Source organism: Rhizobacter sp. P1_G5 (assembly GCF_056405435.1).
The window spans coordinates 1-13,518 of sequence record NZ_JBFUCB010000105.1; the positions used below are offsets into that span (position 1 = coordinate 1).

Annotated in this window: 13 protein-coding genes; 3 read left to right on the forward strand and 10 right to left on the reverse strand. The window is 71.9% G+C overall.

Going from position 1 to position 13,518, the window contains the following annotated elements; genetic code table 11:
* Positions 1-2,443: hypothetical protein (locus AC1D12_RS10260; protein ID WP_477840267.1), on the reverse strand; the 2,443-nt coding region annotated here is incomplete at its 3' end.
* Between the two features lie 275 nt (positions 2,444-2,718).
* Between AC1D12_RS10260 and AC1D12_RS10265 the strand changes: the two genes are divergently transcribed.
* A complete protein-coding gene (locus tag AC1D12_RS10265; RefSeq protein WP_477840269.1) occupies positions 2,719-3,135 on the forward strand; it encodes a hypothetical protein in 417 nt (138 codons plus the stop codon).
* Here AC1D12_RS10265 and AC1D12_RS10270 read toward each other — a convergent pair whose 3' ends face one another.
* Genes AC1D12_RS10270 through AC1D12_RS10290 form a run of 5 tightly spaced genes read right to left on the reverse strand, consistent with a single transcriptional unit; the run spans position 3,136 to position 7,692 of the window.
* Positions 3,136-3,990, reverse strand: a complete 855-nt coding sequence (locus AC1D12_RS10270; RefSeq protein ID WP_465111288.1) for a MipA/OmpV family protein — start codon at positions 3,988-3,990, stop codon at positions 3,136-3,138.
* Positions 3,990-4,382, reverse strand: a complete 393-nt coding sequence (locus tag AC1D12_RS10275) for an Ig-like domain-containing protein (RefSeq protein WP_156154668.1) — start codon at positions 4,380-4,382, stop codon at positions 3,990-3,992. Before AC1D12_RS10275 ends, AC1D12_RS10270 begins: the two co-directional genes overlap by 1 nt.
* An 18-nt stretch (positions 4,383-4,400) precedes the next feature.
* Entirely contained in the window at positions 4,401-5,432 is a 1,032-nt protein-coding gene (locus AC1D12_RS10280) for an MBL fold metallo-hydrolase (protein WP_477825010.1), read from the reverse strand.
* Positions 5,433-5,470: 38 nt separating this feature from the next.
* Positions 5,471-6,088: a TetR/AcrR family transcriptional regulator gene (locus AC1D12_RS10285; protein ID WP_465111286.1), complete on the reverse strand. Its 618-nt coding sequence runs from the start codon at positions 6,086-6,088 to the stop codon at positions 5,471-5,473.
* Between the two features lie 59 nt (positions 6,089-6,147).
* The gene (locus AC1D12_RS10290; protein ID WP_477840271.1) at positions 6,148-7,692 is read right to left on the reverse strand and encodes a vWA domain-containing protein; all 1,545 of its coding nucleotides are present in this window, start codon (positions 7,690-7,692) and stop codon (positions 6,148-6,150) included.
* A gap of 155 nt (positions 7,693-7,847) precedes the next feature.
* Between AC1D12_RS10290 and AC1D12_RS10295 the strand changes: the two genes are divergently transcribed.
* Complete coding sequence (locus AC1D12_RS10295) at positions 7,848-8,486, forward strand: sigma-70 family RNA polymerase sigma factor (protein WP_477840272.1); 639 nt, start codon at positions 7,848-7,850, stop codon at positions 8,484-8,486.
* Positions 8,483-9,619 carry a hypothetical protein gene (locus AC1D12_RS10300; RefSeq protein WP_477840274.1) on the forward strand — a complete coding sequence of 379 codons (1,137 nt, stop codon included), beginning with the start codon at positions 8,483-8,485 and terminating at the stop codon, positions 9,617-9,619. Before AC1D12_RS10295 ends, AC1D12_RS10300 begins: the two co-directional genes overlap by 4 nt.
* A 116-nt stretch (positions 9,620-9,735) precedes the next feature.
* Here the strand turns inward: AC1D12_RS10300 and AC1D12_RS10305 are convergent, their stop codons facing one another.
* The 4 genes from AC1D12_RS10305 to AC1D12_RS10320 form a co-directional block, all read right to left on the reverse strand.
* The gene (locus AC1D12_RS10305) at positions 9,736-10,692 is read right to left on the reverse strand and encodes a D-2-hydroxyacid dehydrogenase family protein (protein WP_477825006.1); all 957 of its coding nucleotides are present in this window, start codon (positions 10,690-10,692) and stop codon (positions 9,736-9,738) included.
* Complete coding sequence (locus AC1D12_RS10310; RefSeq protein ID WP_477840276.1) at positions 10,689-12,059, reverse strand: MmgE/PrpD family protein; 1,371 nt, start codon at positions 12,057-12,059, stop codon at positions 10,689-10,691. Before AC1D12_RS10310 ends, AC1D12_RS10305 begins: the two co-directional genes overlap by 4 nt.
* An 11-nt stretch (positions 12,060-12,070) precedes the next feature.
* Positions 12,071-13,051 (reverse strand): Bug family tripartite tricarboxylate transporter substrate binding protein, encoded by a 981-nt coding sequence (locus AC1D12_RS10315; RefSeq protein ID WP_477840278.1) that lies wholly within the window; start codon positions 13,049-13,051, stop codon positions 12,071-12,073.
* Positions 13,052-13,103: 52 nt separating this feature from the next.
* The coding region (locus tag AC1D12_RS10320; protein ID WP_477840280.1) for a GntR family transcriptional regulator at positions 13,104-13,518 on the reverse strand (415 nt) is incomplete at its 5' end.

Consider the following 13,518-nt stretch of genomic DNA (forward strand, 5'->3'; position numbering starts at 1 on the left):
GGTCGCCGGTCGATTCGTGCGGAAAGCGCTCGTGCTGCCGCGCATAGGCCAGCAGGTCGACGTCGAGCGCGTCGTGCAGGTTCGGCTTGACCACCAGCAGCGTGCCCTCGGGCCGCCACGGCCCGCGCGGGCCGGCGCGCTCGCGGTAGCGCACGCGCGCAAGCAGCACGCCGCGGGTGGAGTGGTTGTCGGCCATGTGCTCCGGCGACAGCACGGTCAGGTCGCTGCCGGCCAGGCTGAACAGGTGCTGCGCCTCCTCGCGGGTGTAGAAGTCGATCTCGGCGCCGAAGTCGATGCGCGCCTTGCGCACCAGGTTCTCGATGTCGCCGAAGCCGTAGTCGGCATCGCAGCTGGCGTCGGCGAGCACCATGAAGTCGGTCTCGCGCTTGAGCAGCGGGTAGATGCCGCTGTTCTCGAAGTGCCCGCCGTCCGACAGGTACCACCAGGGCCGCTCGACGCCGAAGAAGGTGGCCGAGGCCTCGCTCGCCAGCATCAGCGGCTTCGGCGCGAAGCGCCACGCGAGCCGGCTGAGCCAGCGCAGCTGCACCGATTCGCGCGGCGCGCGCACCCAGTGGCCGAGCCGCACGCCGAGGAAGTACACCAGCAGCGCGAGCCCGCGCGAGGTGTACGAGCCGGCCCCGGGCGAGGCGGCCGCGCCCGACACCGCGATCCAGCGGCCCAGCGTGCCGGTGTCATCGTCCGGCTGCAGCGCGACGAACTCCGTCGGGCCGATCTCCAGCCCGCGCCAGGTGGCCGTCACCGCGGTGCCCTTGCGGTCGGCGTTGTACAGGCCGCTCTGGTCGTCGCGCGTCTGGTTCAGGCAGGTGTTCACCAGGTGGATCGGGCCGCCGCGAGCCTCGGGGCGGTAGCTGTCCAGCGCGGTGTCGTCACCGTCGACCACGCTGGTCACGTCCTGGGCCGGGCCGCCCTGGGTGCCGTGCGCGACCCCACCGACCAGGCCGCGCCGCGGGTTGCCCACCGCGAGGTAGGCGCGCGTCAGCCGCGCCCGGTAGAAGCTGTGCAGCGACGAGGTGTTCGCCATCTGCGCATTGCCGGCGGTCAGCACGATCCAGCCGAGCCACAGCGCGCCGACCAGCACGGCGCGCATCCACGCCGGCACCTCGCGCAGCGCGCTGAAGGTCTCGGGCGCGAACACGAACCACTGCAGCACGACCAGCCAGGCCGTCACCAGCGCGAGCAGGCCGACCAGCGAGCCGACGTCCATCAACCGCGGCAGCCAGCCGCGCGCGCGGGCGCCGGCCTCGGCTGCCATCTGCTGCAGCGGCTGCGCGAGCCGGCGCAGCACCAGCACCACGACGCCGCCGAAGCCGACGCCGCCCCACAGCCACTGGTTGCCCGATTGCAGCTCCTCCAGCACCCACCAACTGGTGCGGTCGAGCGCGCCGAGCCCGCCGATCGCGGCGACGACGAGCGTGGCCGCCTTCAGCCAGCGCGTCAGCTGGTTGCGCAGCCGCGCGACGGCCAGCGCATGCGGCTCGCGGCCGAGCGCGAGGCGCGTCTGCACGAACAGCTGGCCGACCACGATCGACAGCAGCGCGAGCAGCGCCGCGGTGGCCCAGTCGAGCGCGTCGCGCACCGGGTTCACCGTGCTGCCGCTGCGCAGCTCGCGCAGCAGCAGCCACGCGGCGAAGGCCATCGCGGTGACGAACACCACGTCGCGCCAGCCGGGGCCTACTGCACGCGCATCGGGGTCGTGCGTGTCGCGCGCCGCCCAGTAGCCTGCGACCAGCCCGGGCGCCGTGGCGGCCCACAGCGCCAGCGCGGCCGGCCACCACGGCGTGAACCATCGCTCCCAGCCCTGCGGGTCGAGCTGCTGCGTGCTGTGCTGCCACAGGTGCGGTGCGATCACCAGCAGGCCGAGCAGCATGCAGGCGAACATGAACTCGGTGTGGATCGCGAGCCAGGCGCGCAGGTAGGTGACGACCGCGATGCCGATGTCGCGCGAGCCGGCCGGCGACAGGTAGCGGCCGTTGCGGCGCAGCCATTGCAACACCGGTGAATCGCTGCGCGCGAGCAGCGCCTGCGCCTGCTGCAGCCCGAAGGCGTTGACGAGGCGGCCGAACATCGCGCCGGTGTAGCCGCCGCCCGAGACGGTGGACAGGTAGTCGACGCGGCCCAGCAGGCCATCGGCCACCAGCGAGCGGTCGGCCGGGTCGGCGCGCTCGCTGTTGGGCTGGCCATGGCTCTGTGACAGGCCGCGCAGCAGCCCGAGCGCGAAGGTCGCGCTGCGCACGCCGCCGCCGGACAGCGCGAGGCCGACGGTGGGCAGCTTCAGCGCCGGGTGGTCGTCGCCGTCGGCGAGGCCGAGCACATGGCGGCGCCGCGCCTGCAGCGCGAGCTGCTCGGCCTGTTGCAGCGCATTCCAGTCATCTGGCAAAGAGCCGGCCGGCAACGCTGCCGGGCCATCGTCATCAGGCTTCATGAGCCGTGTCCCCTGGGGCCGTTCGCGTGGCGGCCTCGCCGCGACTGTAGGACCGCGCGGGAAGCTTGTCAGCCGCTGTCTGACCTGCGACCTAGGGGGCTGCCCGACACGCCGTGTCAGCGCGATGAAACCCAGCTGTAACCGGCTGTGCGGGCGCCAACAAATGCCGTGTGCTTGTGCGCGGACCCGCCTGCGGGTCCGAAACGACGGCTTCGTGCCAACGCCGGGCCGTCGAAAAGAAAGGGCACAGACAGACCCGATCGAAAGCCCGCCCCATGTTCCTGCCCCGCTCCCTCCTTGCCGCATGCCTCGCCGGTCTGTCGCTGGCCGCATTCGCGCCCATGGCGGGGGCCGAGGCCTGGGGCCTGCACATCGCGAGCAAGCACATCCCGGCGAAGCGCTACAACAACTCGAACCCGGGCCTCTACTACCGCAGCGACGACGACTGGACGGTCGGCGCGTATCGCAACTCGCTGCGCCGCAACAGCGCCTACGCCGGCTACACGCTGGAGCACGGCCGCTTCGGCGTGACGATGGGCGGCGTGACCGGCTACGACCACGCGGTGCAGCCGCTGTTCGTGCCGACGGTGTCGCTGTTCACGGTGCACGGTGTGACGACGCGCATCGCGTTCATCCCGCGCGTTGAGAAACGCATCGGCTCGCACGTGCTGCACCTGATGGTCGAGTTCTGATCAGGGAACCCGCTGCTCACTCTTCCATGGCGTCCAGATGAGGGCCGCCGCGAAACTGGCCGTGCTGCTGCGCTCGAACAGCGGGCTCGCACGGTTCGCCGCGCCGGCGTGGTTGTTCAGCGAGGCACCGAGGCTCAGCACCGTGTCGGTCGCGATGCGGCGTGACCACCACGCGCGCACGCCGCTGCCGAAGTAGCCGGAGCTCGCGTCGTAGGCCGGCCGCTGCGCGGTCGCGTAGCGCGGGTCCACCTGGTAGAAATAGTCGTGCAGCGATTCGCTGGCCCAGGTGCTGACCACGCTGAGCTGCACCTGGCTCTCGCTGTCGGGCCAGCCGCGGCGCTGCCAGCGCAGCTCGGGTTCGACAACGCTGCCGTGGCGGTCGATGCCGCGCCCGTCGGTCGAGAACACCGCGCGCGCCTTCAGGTGGGCACTGAGCTGCTGGCCGTCCTGCAGCGGCAGGCGCCAGCGCAGCTGCGGGCCCAGCTCGAACAGGTAGTCGAGACCGGGCATGCCGCGGCGAGCATCGTTGTCGCGTGCGTTGAACGCGGCCGCGCCCGACAGGTCGAGTTCGAGGCGCCCGCCGGCGAACAGCCGGCTGCGCACGCCGTCTTCATCGACACGCAGGCGCTCGCCACGGTAGACGAAGATCGGCACCGGGGCGATGCGCGCGTGGCGTGTGCCGGCGGCGGGATAGTCGGGGCCGTTGACGGCGACGCCGCCGACGCCGATCTCCCACAGTGGCTTGCCGCTCGGCGTGGCCTCGATCTTCACGGGCGGGGCGTCGGCCTGCTGTGCGTGGCTGAGCGTGGTGGAGAGGAGCAGCAGTGAGGTGAAGACCCGCGGCAGCCGGCGCATCAGGGCGTCACGCTCAGGGCCAGCGTGTTGCTGTCGGCCGCATGGCCGTCGTTGTCGACCGCCCGCGCGTACACGCGCACCGTGCTGCGGCCGTCGGTCGGGCCGGTCAGCGTCCATTCGTAGGGCGGGGAGCTGTCGCCGCCCAGCAGCACCGAGCTCAGCCCGTCGAGGCGGTAGAAGCGCACCTCGTCGATGCCGCTCTGGTCGCTCGCGGCAGCGGAGAGGCGCACCGAGCCGCCGGCCTGCACCGACGATGACGAAGCCACGAGCTGCACGCTCGGCGGGCCGTCGTCATCGAAGCCGTTGCTCCATTCGACGTAGAAGCCGCCGCCGCAGGCGGTGAGCAGCGCCGCGCCGGCGAGCACGGCTGAAAGGGGGGCAGGTCGTCGCATCAGTGGATGCTACCCCGCTCACACACTCGTCCACCACCGTTTCCCCGGCTGCGGTGCGTCCAGCGCGAGGCGCTCGCCCATTTCAGGCGTGGCCAGCCGCACGCCATGCGTCGCGGCCAGGTCGAGGATGCGGTCGAACGGCTCGTGCCACGGGTGCAGCGCCAGGTCGAAGGTGCCGTTGTGCACCGGCATCAGCCAGCGCCCGCGCAGGTCGAGGTGGGCCTGCAGCGTCTCCTCGGGCTGCATGTGCACCTCGGGCCACTCCTTGTCGTAGGCGCCGGTCTCGAGCAGCGTCACGTCGAACGGGCCGAAGCGGTCGCCGATGGTCTTGAAGTCGGCGTGGTAGCCGGTGTCGCCGCTGAAGAAGAGCCGCAGGTCGCCCGCGACGATGACCCACGAGGCCCACAGCGTGCGGTCGCCGTCGCTCAGGCTGCGGCCCGAGAAATGTTGCGCCGGCGTGGCCACCAGCTGCACCCCGTGCACGCTGGTCGACTGCCACCAGTCGAGCTGGCGCACCTTGGCGGCGTCGATGCCCCAGCCGATCAGGCGCTCGCCGACGCCCAGCGGCGTGGTGAACACTTCCACCTTCGGCGCGAGCTCGAGGATCGCGGCGTGGTCGAGGTGATCGAAGTGGTCGTGCGACAGGATCACGCCCTTGATCGGCGGCAACTCGGCGATGGAGATCGGCGGCGCATGGAAGCGCTTCGGGCCGGCCCATTGCACCGGCGACGCGCGCTCGGAGAACACCGGATCGGTGAGCCAGAACTCGCCGGCCAGCTTCAGCAGCAGCGTCGAATGGCCGAGCCGGAACAGGCTGGCATCGGGCGCCTCGGCCAGTGCCGCTGCGGTGAGCGCCTGCACCGGGATCGGCGCATGCGGCACGGTGGTGTCGGGCTTGCTGGTCAGCACGCGCCAGGCGATCGACAGCGTCTTCAGGAAGCCGGGCGACTGGCGCGGCGCGACGTTGCGGAACTTGCCATCGCGGTGCTGCGGCGACTGGCTGTGGTCGGCAGGGGCGATGCGGCGGGGGCAGAGGGAGGCGGAAGTCATGGCAGGGTCACTCCGGGTGGGCATTCAGGGGCGCACGCTCAGCGGCGCGTCGAGACAGGTGCGGGCACGCGGCACACCAGCCGGATCGCGACGCGCATGCGCTCGCGGTACTCGGCGGTGCTCTTCGCCTGGTGCTTGATGCCGTGCGATGCGGCCGTCAGGTGCAGCGCCAGGTCCTTCGCGCCGAGCCCGGCTTCCTTCCAGCCGGCGGCGATGCCGCTGGCCTGCAGCACGCGCGACAGGTCGGCGACCATCGCCTGCTCGAGCTCGTCGAGCACCGGGCCGACCAGCTGCGTCGCGGTGGCGAACAGCTCGGCCAGGTGCTCCTGCGGCATCTCGCTGCCGTCGCCCTGCGACTTCAGCGCCATGAAGGCGACGAGCAGGCGCTCGTCGATCGGCAGTTCGTCGCGCGCCAGCGCCGCGCGCATCGTGGCGCGGCTCTGGCCGATCAGCTGGACCACCACCTCCTTGAACAGCGCCTCCTTGTTGGCGAAGTGCAGGTAGAGGCCCTGGCGCGACAGGTCGGCGGCGCGCGCCAGGTCGTCCATCGAGGTCTTGCGGTAGCCGTAGCGCAGGAAGACGCCGGCGGCGGATTGCAGGATGGCGTCGCGGCGCGCGCTGGTCGGATCGACCGGATCGAGGGTTGCAGAAGGCATCGGTGAAGCAGGCGGCAGGTTGATCGATTGCCGCTACTTTACACTATGTGCACACAGTGTCAAGTACGCTTCAGCTTCGCCAACTCATCGCCGACCAGCTTCACGACCAGCCGGTCCAGCGTCTGCACCGAGTACTGCTTCACGTCGTGCGTGGTCTGCGTGCCGGGGCCGCTGCCCGGGTCGGCCGCATCGCGGTAGGTCAGGAACACGAAGCGGCCCGCGGTGTACTGCGCCATCTGCCGGTAGATGTACTCGCCGACCGGATCGAGCCCGCTCGCGCCGACCGCGAACAGCTTGATGCCTTTCGCGAGCGCGGCCTGCATGTCGGTGTCGTACTGCGGGCCGCCGTAGTCCAGGTGCGGCGGCGCATCGGCCACCAGCACCACCATGCGGGCCGCGTCGCGCCGCCAGCTCAGGCCGTGCACCACCTCGTGCAGCGCCTCGTTCAGCGCCTCCGGCGTGTCGCCGCCGCCGTTCGCCTGGACCTGGCCGAGCACCTGCTGGAAGCCGCGCAGGTCGTCGGTGAAGTCCTGCGTGCGCGTGAGGAACGCATCGCCGCGGTCGCGGTAGGCCACCAGGCCCCAGCAGACATCGGGCTGCACCGGCAGTTGCGAGATCTGCTGCGCCATCGCGTGCATCGAGTTCTTCAGCTTCGCGATCTCGTCGCCCATCGAGCCGGTCGCGTCGACCAGGAACACCAGGTCGAGCCGCGGACGCTGCGCCGCCACCGCCTGGCCGAGGCGCACCTGCACCGCGCTCGCCTGGCCGCGCTGCAGTTGCGCGCGGCCTTGCATGCCGTTCTTGCGCACCGCGATACCGAGGATGCGGTCGCCTTGCGTGCCCTGCCCCAGGAACGCACGCGGGTGCAGCCAGACCCGGCCGGCGGTGTCGGTCCGCGCCCACATCACCGGCTGCGCGACGCCGGCGCGCTGGATCGCCACCTCGGCGTCGTGCACCGGGTCGCCCTGCGCATCGGTCACCTCGAGCAGGTAGCGCTCGCTGATGTCGCGCTCGCGCACCGGCAGGCCGGCGTTGCGCTGCCGGTAGGCGAGGTACTCGCCGAAGTCGGCGTTGTCGTCGACCATGCCGGCGGTGACGGTCTCGCGCGCCGGACGGGGCTTCGTCGGCTGCGGCGCGGGCGGGGCCGGCCAGGGCTCGGCGGCGAACGATCCGCTCGCTTCGGCCGACGGTTTCGCGGCGGGAGCGACCGGCGCGACGGCCATCGGCGCGCGCTCGCGCACCGCATCGGCCGCCGAGCCCGCGGCCATCGCCGGCTCGTCGCGCCGCTCCGGTGCCGACTTCGACTCGGCCTTCAGCGACTCGCGCTCGAGGCGCTCGGCGCGGCCCAGGCGCCGGTTGCCGTACTGGCCGGGGCCGCCCGGCACCTCGCGCATCGCCGGCAGGCGGTGGCAGCTGGTGGCCGACGGCGGCGAGAACGCGGGCGGTGCATCGTCAAGCTGCGGCTGCGCGTCCTGCCACACCGGCGGCCAGGGCTCGGCGGCCTGCGCGAGGTTGCCGTCCAGGCTGCCGGCGCAGGCGGCCAGCAGCAGCGAGGCGATCAGCACCGAGGTCAGCGTGCGGCGCGGGGTCTTCATCGTGTCCATGCGGGTCTCCAGGGTTGTCGGAACGTGACCCTGGCTGACACGTGGCAGCCGGTGCGATGGGGTGAACCTCGCCGCGATATTTTTGCGGGCCGTCGTTTCACCCCGTTGCGCACCGCCGCGCGTATCACCCACCGTATCAGGCAGACTGCCATGCCATGCACCCCGGCCCCCACACCGATCCCAGCGACGACCACCTGATGAGCGCCTATGCCGGCGGCGACGCCGCCGCCTTCGAAGCTTTGTATGCCCGCCACCAGGCCGGGCTGTACCGCTTCGTGCGCCGGCTGCTCGGCGGCGCGCTGTCGGCGCAGACCGACGAGGTGTTCCAGGACACCTGGCTGCGCGTGGTCAACGCGCGTGCCAGCTGGCAGCCGCAGGGCGCGAGCTTTCGCACCTGGCTGTTCACGCTGGCGCACCACCGGGTGATCGACGTCTGGCGGCGCAGCGGCCGCGAGGTGTCGATCACCAACGACGACGATGACGACGCGCCGTGGGAGCCCGAGGCAGCCGAGGGCGTGCCATGGCAGCAGTGGCCGGCGCCGCAGGGCGAAGACATCGCGTTCTGGCGGCGCGCCGGCGAGCGCCTGCTGGCCTGCCTGGAAGAGCTGCCGCTGCCGCAGCGCAGCGCCTTCCTGCTGCACCACGACGACGAGCTGCCGCTGGCCGACGTGGCACGGACGCTGGAGGTCGGCTTCGAGACCGCGAAGACGCGGCTGCGCTACGCGATGAGCAAGCTGCGCAGTTGCATGGGGGCGTACCTCGCGCCGCTGAACGGCACGGAGGCTTCGCGATGAGCGGCGAACCGGACATCGAGCGCGACGACATCGAGCACGACCGTCACCTGCGGCAGGCGCTGCGCCATGCGCCGGATGCCGATGCGGCGCCGCCGGCGGCGCTGCGCGAGCTGATCCTGCGCCAGGCGCAGGCGAAGGCGCGCGAGGGACGGCCGGCTGCTGCGGCGACACCGTCGGTGGGGCAGCGGCTGTGGGACTGGATCGGCCGCCCCCGCTTCGCCGGTGCACTGGCCGGCGTGATGGTGATCGGCTTCGCCGGACTGCTGTGGCGCGATCGCCCGCCGGAAGAGGCGCTGCCGCCGCGGGTGGCGATGCAGGCGCCCGCCGCGCCGGCGCCGGTCGCGGAGCCCGCACCTGTCGAACAGGAGAAGGTCAAGGCGGCGCCGGCGGGCGAAGCACCTGCACCGGCGCCCGCGCAGGCACAGGCTCCGCGCGTCGAGAAGCCGAAGCCGGCGGCACCTCACCGCGCCGAAGAGGCCAAGCGGCGTGATGCGGCGGCCGATTCGCGCGGCATCGTGGCCGAGGAAACGACGCTGCAGATGCCGGGGCCGACGGCGGCAGCACCGCCTGCAGCTGCACCCGCACCTCTGCCCGCGCCGGCCCCGCCTGCCGCACCGCGCTCACCCGATTCCGGGGCCGGTGCGAAGGCGGAACGCAGCCGCAACGAGAGCCGCGAGCGCAGCAGCGAGACTCCTGATCAGAGCGCACGTGTCGCCGCCAAGATGGCCGCGCCGGCTCCCATGGCCGCAGCGCCCGAAGCCGCGGCGATCGCCAGCTTCGCCGCCGCCGGCCCTGCGATCGCCCAGCTGCGCCAGCAGATCAGCGGCGAGGCGACACGCTGGTACTGGCAACGCCCCGGTGGCCCGCAACACCCGTTCGACAACGCCGTCAGCCGCTGGCTCGGCCGGTTGGAGAGCGCCTCGCACGGGCGCTGGCAGAGCCTCGGCAACGTCCGGCCCGCGCCGGGCACCGAACTGCAGTTGCTGCGCGACGGCGAGGTCACRCAGCGCCTGCAGCTGACCGACGATGCGTTGGTGTGGGAGCGCCGCGACGTGGGCGAGACGCTGCGCGCGCCGCTCGATGCGGCGACGCTCGCGTCGCTGCGCCAGGCGTTGGAGGCGGCGACGCCTTGATCACCATGTCCCGTTCGCCCTGAGCAGGGACCGAGCCTGCCGAGGGCCCGTCTGTCGAAGGGTTGCGACCGAAGCGCGCGGGCCTTCGACAAGCTCAGTCCGAACGGGAGTGGGGGTCAGCCCTGCGCCAGCCAGGCCGCCAGGCCGGCCGTGATCCCGCTCGCGAAGCGCTGGAACACCGGCTCGACGACGAAACCCAGGTGCGGCGTCAGCAGCAGGTTCGGTGCCTCGCGCAGCGGATGGTCCGCCGCCAGCGGTTCGGCATCGAACACGTCGAGCGCCGCGGCCCCAGGCCGCCCCTGCTTCAGCGCCGCCACCAGCGCGTCGGTGTCGACCAGCGACGCACGCGAAGTGTTCACCAGCACGCTGTCCGACCGCATCGTCGCCAGCCGCTCGGCGTTGATCAGGTGCCGCGTCTCGGCCGACGGCACCAGGTGCAGGCTGACCACCGCGGAGGTCGCCAGCAGCTCGTCGAGCGACACCGCGCTCGCGCCATGCTGCAGCGCGCGCGCCTCGGTCATGTGCGGGCTCCAGGTGACCACGTCCATCCCGAAGGCCCTGCCGACCGCGGCGACCCGCCCACCGATCTCGCCGAGACCGATCAACCCCAGCCGCTGGCCGTGCAGCACCGGCGCCAGCGGTTCGGCCGCCTCGCTGCGCCAGCCGCCGGCGCGCAGCCGGGCGCTCGCCGCTGCCACCTGCTTCACCGCGCCGAGGATCAGCGCCCAGGTCAGCTCGCAGGTCGCGCTCTTCGACGGGCCCCATTCGGTGTGGTGCACCGGAATGCCGCGTGCCTGCAGCGCCGCGGAGTCGAGCGCGTTGTTGCGCGTGCCGGTGTAGGCGAGGAAACGCAGCTTCGGCAACTGAGCCAGCAGGTCCGCACCGAACGGCGTGCGGTCGCGCATCAGCACGATCGCATCGGCCTCCCGCAACGCAGCGAGCAATGCCTCGCCACGCAGCGGCACGTGGTGGATCGTCACGTCGGCCGCCGCGTCGATCGCGCGCCAGTCGCCGAGCCGGCGGAAGCTGCGCTCCCAATCGTCGAGGACGACGATGCGCGGACGCCGGCTCATGGCCGAGCCAGCGCCACCAGCGCTTTCAGGTCCGCCGCGCTGCCGGCCTTCCAGCCGGCCGCGATCAACTGCTTCGTCTTCGCCGCGCCGAGCACCGGATCGGAGAGGCCATGGAACTTGCCCTCCAGCGCCGCGTCGCTCATCGGCTTCTGCAGCGAGCCGATCGCATGCTCGACGAACACATGCACCCGGCGGCCGTCGCGCAGCACCGCGGTCACGTCGGCGCTCGCCTCGTCGATGCGGTCGTCGACCGTGGCAACAACCTTTCGGCGCAGCGCCACCATGTCGGGCCGCGTCACCACCGCATCCGAGAACTCCTCTTCCGCCGCATGGCCGAACACCAGCCCCGCCGCACAGCCGTGGTACACGCTGAACTTGCCCTGCAGGCCGTCGGCCGGTTCCTTCTTGCCGGTCAGCTCCAGCACCAGCGAATGCACCTTCAGCTCGATGCGCTCGACGTCTTCCGCGCGCACGCCCTGCTCGCGCAGCTGCACGCAGGCGTCGATGCTCGGGTGGATCACGATGCCGCAGGCGAAGGGCTTGTAGCTGTTGAACGAGATCTCGAAGCGCTCGCCGAGTTCGTCAGTCACCTCGTTCCAGGCGCACTTGGTCGACACCACCTGCGCGAAGCCGCGCGGCGCCTCGATCGCCTTCGGGCTGCTGGTGAAGCCGTGGCGCGCGAGCAGCGCCGACATCAGCCCGGCCCGCGCCGCGGCCCCCGGGTGGAACGGCTTGGTCATCGTGCCGAACTGCTCGCGCAGGCCGACCGGCTGCGACGCGGCGATGCCCAGCGCCATCGCCGTCTGCTGCACGTCCAGCCCGAGCAGCCGCGCGCAGCCGGCCGCCGCGCCCAGCATGCCGGTGGTGCCGGTGATGTGCCAGCCGCGGTCGTAGTGCTCCGGGTAGACGGTGTTGCCGAGCCGGCAGGCCACGTCGATGCCAATCACCAGCGCATCGACCAGCGCGCGGCCGCTGGCCCCCTGGTGCTCGGCCAGCGCGAGCAGCGCCGACGCGACCGGCCCGGCCGGGTGGATGATGGTCTTCAGGTGCGTGTCGTCGAAATCGAAGGTGTGCGAGGTGATGCCGTTCACCAGCGCGGCGCTCGCCATGTCGACGCGCTCGGCGCGGCCGAGCACGGTGGCCTGCGGGGCCGGCTGCAGCATGTTGACCGCCGCCAGCGCGGCATCGGCCGCCTCGTGGCGCGCCGCGCCGACCGCGCAGCCCAGCCAGTTCAGGAAGGTGCGGTGCGCCTCGTGGTCGACCGCATCGCTCCAGCCGCGCGACGGGTGTTCGGCGACGAAGCGGGCGAGGATCTGCGTGATCGGCGGGGCGTTGTGGTCGGCGGCGACCTGGGTGTTGCGGGCCATGGGAACTCTCTTCAGTTGTCGAGTTGGATGTTGCGCGCCTTGGCCAGCCTGGCCCAGCGCGCGATGTCGTTGCGCACGTAGTCGCCGAACTGCGCCGGCGTCATCGCCATCGGCTCGACCGCCTCGACGGCGAGCTTGTCGCGCAGGTCGGGCGCCTTCAGCACCGTCGCGAGCGACTCGTTGAGCTGGCGCACGATCGGCTCCGGGATACCGGCCGGGCCGACCACGCCGTACCACTGCATCGCGTCGAAGCCCTTGTAGCCGGACTCCTCGAGCGTCGGCACGTCCTTGGCCTGGGGATGGCGCCTGGTGCCGGTGACGGCCAGCGCGCGCACGCTGCCGCTGCGCAGGTGCGGCATCGCCGCCGCGAGGCCGGGGAACATCGCCTGCGTCTGCCCGCCGATCAGGTCGGTGAAGGCCGGCGCGATGCCGCGGTACGGCACGTGCACCATGAACGAGTCGACCTGCTGCTTGAAGAGCTCCATCGTCAGGTGGGTCAGCGAGCCCGGGCCGGCCGAGCCGTAGGCGACCTTGCCGGGGTTCTTCTTCAGGTAGTCGACGAACTCCTTCAGCGTCTTCACCGGCAGCTGCGAATTGACCACCAGCACGTTCGGCGTCGCGCCGATCATGCCGATCGGCGTGAAGTCCTTCACCGCGTCGTACGGCAGCTTGCGGGTGGCCGGGCTGGTGCCGTGCGTGCCGACATAACCCTGCATCAGCGTGTAGCCGTCGGGCGCGGCGTGAGCCGTGGTCTGCGCGGCGATCACGCCGCCCCCGCCGCCCTGGTTGTCGACCACGATGGTCTGGCCGAGCAGCGCGCCCCAGCGCTCGGTGACGGTGCGGCCGACCATGTCGCTGCCACCGCCGGCGGCCACCGGCACGATGTAGCGCATCGGCTTGCTGGGGAACCTGGCCTGTGCGCGGGCGGTGCCGACCAGGGCCACAGGCAGCGTGCCGAATGCGGCGGCGTGAAGAAGGGTGCGTCGTTTCATGCTTGTCTCCGATGTCGTGATCTTTTTGAGGCATGGAACCCGGATGCGGTGTCTACGTCGGCGACACGCTCCCGAGTCGTGAATGGGCGTCGGTGACGTGGGCACGCGCGAGGCGCTCGCAGGCGGCGGCATCGCCCTGGCGCAGCGCCTTCGCGATCTGCACGTGCTCGGCGATCGAGATGCGCCGGCCGGCATCGCCCGACAGGTTGGTGAGCCGCGCGACGTGCAGGCGCTGGATCACGCCACGGTAGCTGTCGAGCAGCTGCCGGTTGCCGACCGCCTCGACGACGGCCCAGTGGAACTTCAGGTTCTCGGCGTAGTAGGCCTGCGCATCGCCCTGGTCGACGGCCTGGTTCATCGTCGCGATCGCCGCCTCGAGCTGGCGCACCAGCGGCAGGCGGCGCGCGCCCGGCAGCACCGCGACGCGCGACGCGGCGTAGCCGTCGAGCATCTCGCGCAATTCATAC

Bases quoted from the DNA above. Each gene is read 5' to 3' on its own strand.
- AC1D12_RS10265 (WP_477840269.1), top strand. From the start codon at position 2,719: ATGTTCCTGCCCCGCTCCCTCCTTGCCGCATGCCTCGCCGGTCTGTCG.
- AC1D12_RS10270 (WP_465111288.1), bottom strand. From the start codon at position 3,990: ATGCGCCGGCTGCCGCGGGTCTTCACCTCACTGCTGCTCCTCTCCACC.
- AC1D12_RS10275 (WP_156154668.1), bottom strand. From the start codon at position 4,382: ATGCGACGACCTGCCCCCCTTTCAGCCGTGCTCGCCGGCGCGGCGCTG.
- AC1D12_RS10280 (WP_477825010.1), bottom strand. From the start codon at position 5,432: ATGACTTCCGCCTCCCTCTGCCCCCGCCGCATCGCCCCTGCCGACCAC.
- AC1D12_RS10285 (WP_465111286.1), bottom strand. From the start codon at position 6,088: ATGCCTTCTGCAACCCTCGATCCGGTCGATCCGACCAGCGCGCGCCGC.
- AC1D12_RS10290 (WP_477840271.1), bottom strand. From the start codon at position 7,692: ATGGACACGATGAAGACCCCGCGCCGCACGCTGACCTCGGTGCTGATC.
- AC1D12_RS10295 (WP_477840272.1), top strand. From the start codon at position 7,848: ATGCACCCCGGCCCCCACACCGATCCCAGCGACGACCACCTGATGAGC.
- AC1D12_RS10305 (WP_477825006.1), bottom strand. From the start codon at position 10,692: ATGAGCCGGCGTCCGCGCATCGTCGTCCTCGACGATTGGGAGCGCAGC.
- AC1D12_RS10310 (WP_477840276.1), bottom strand. From the start codon at position 12,059: ATGGCCCGCAACACCCAGGTCGCCGCCGACCACAACGCCCCGCCGATC.
- AC1D12_RS10315 (WP_477840278.1), bottom strand. From the start codon at position 13,051: ATGAAACGACGCACCCTTCTTCACGCCGCCGCATTCGGCACGCTGCCT.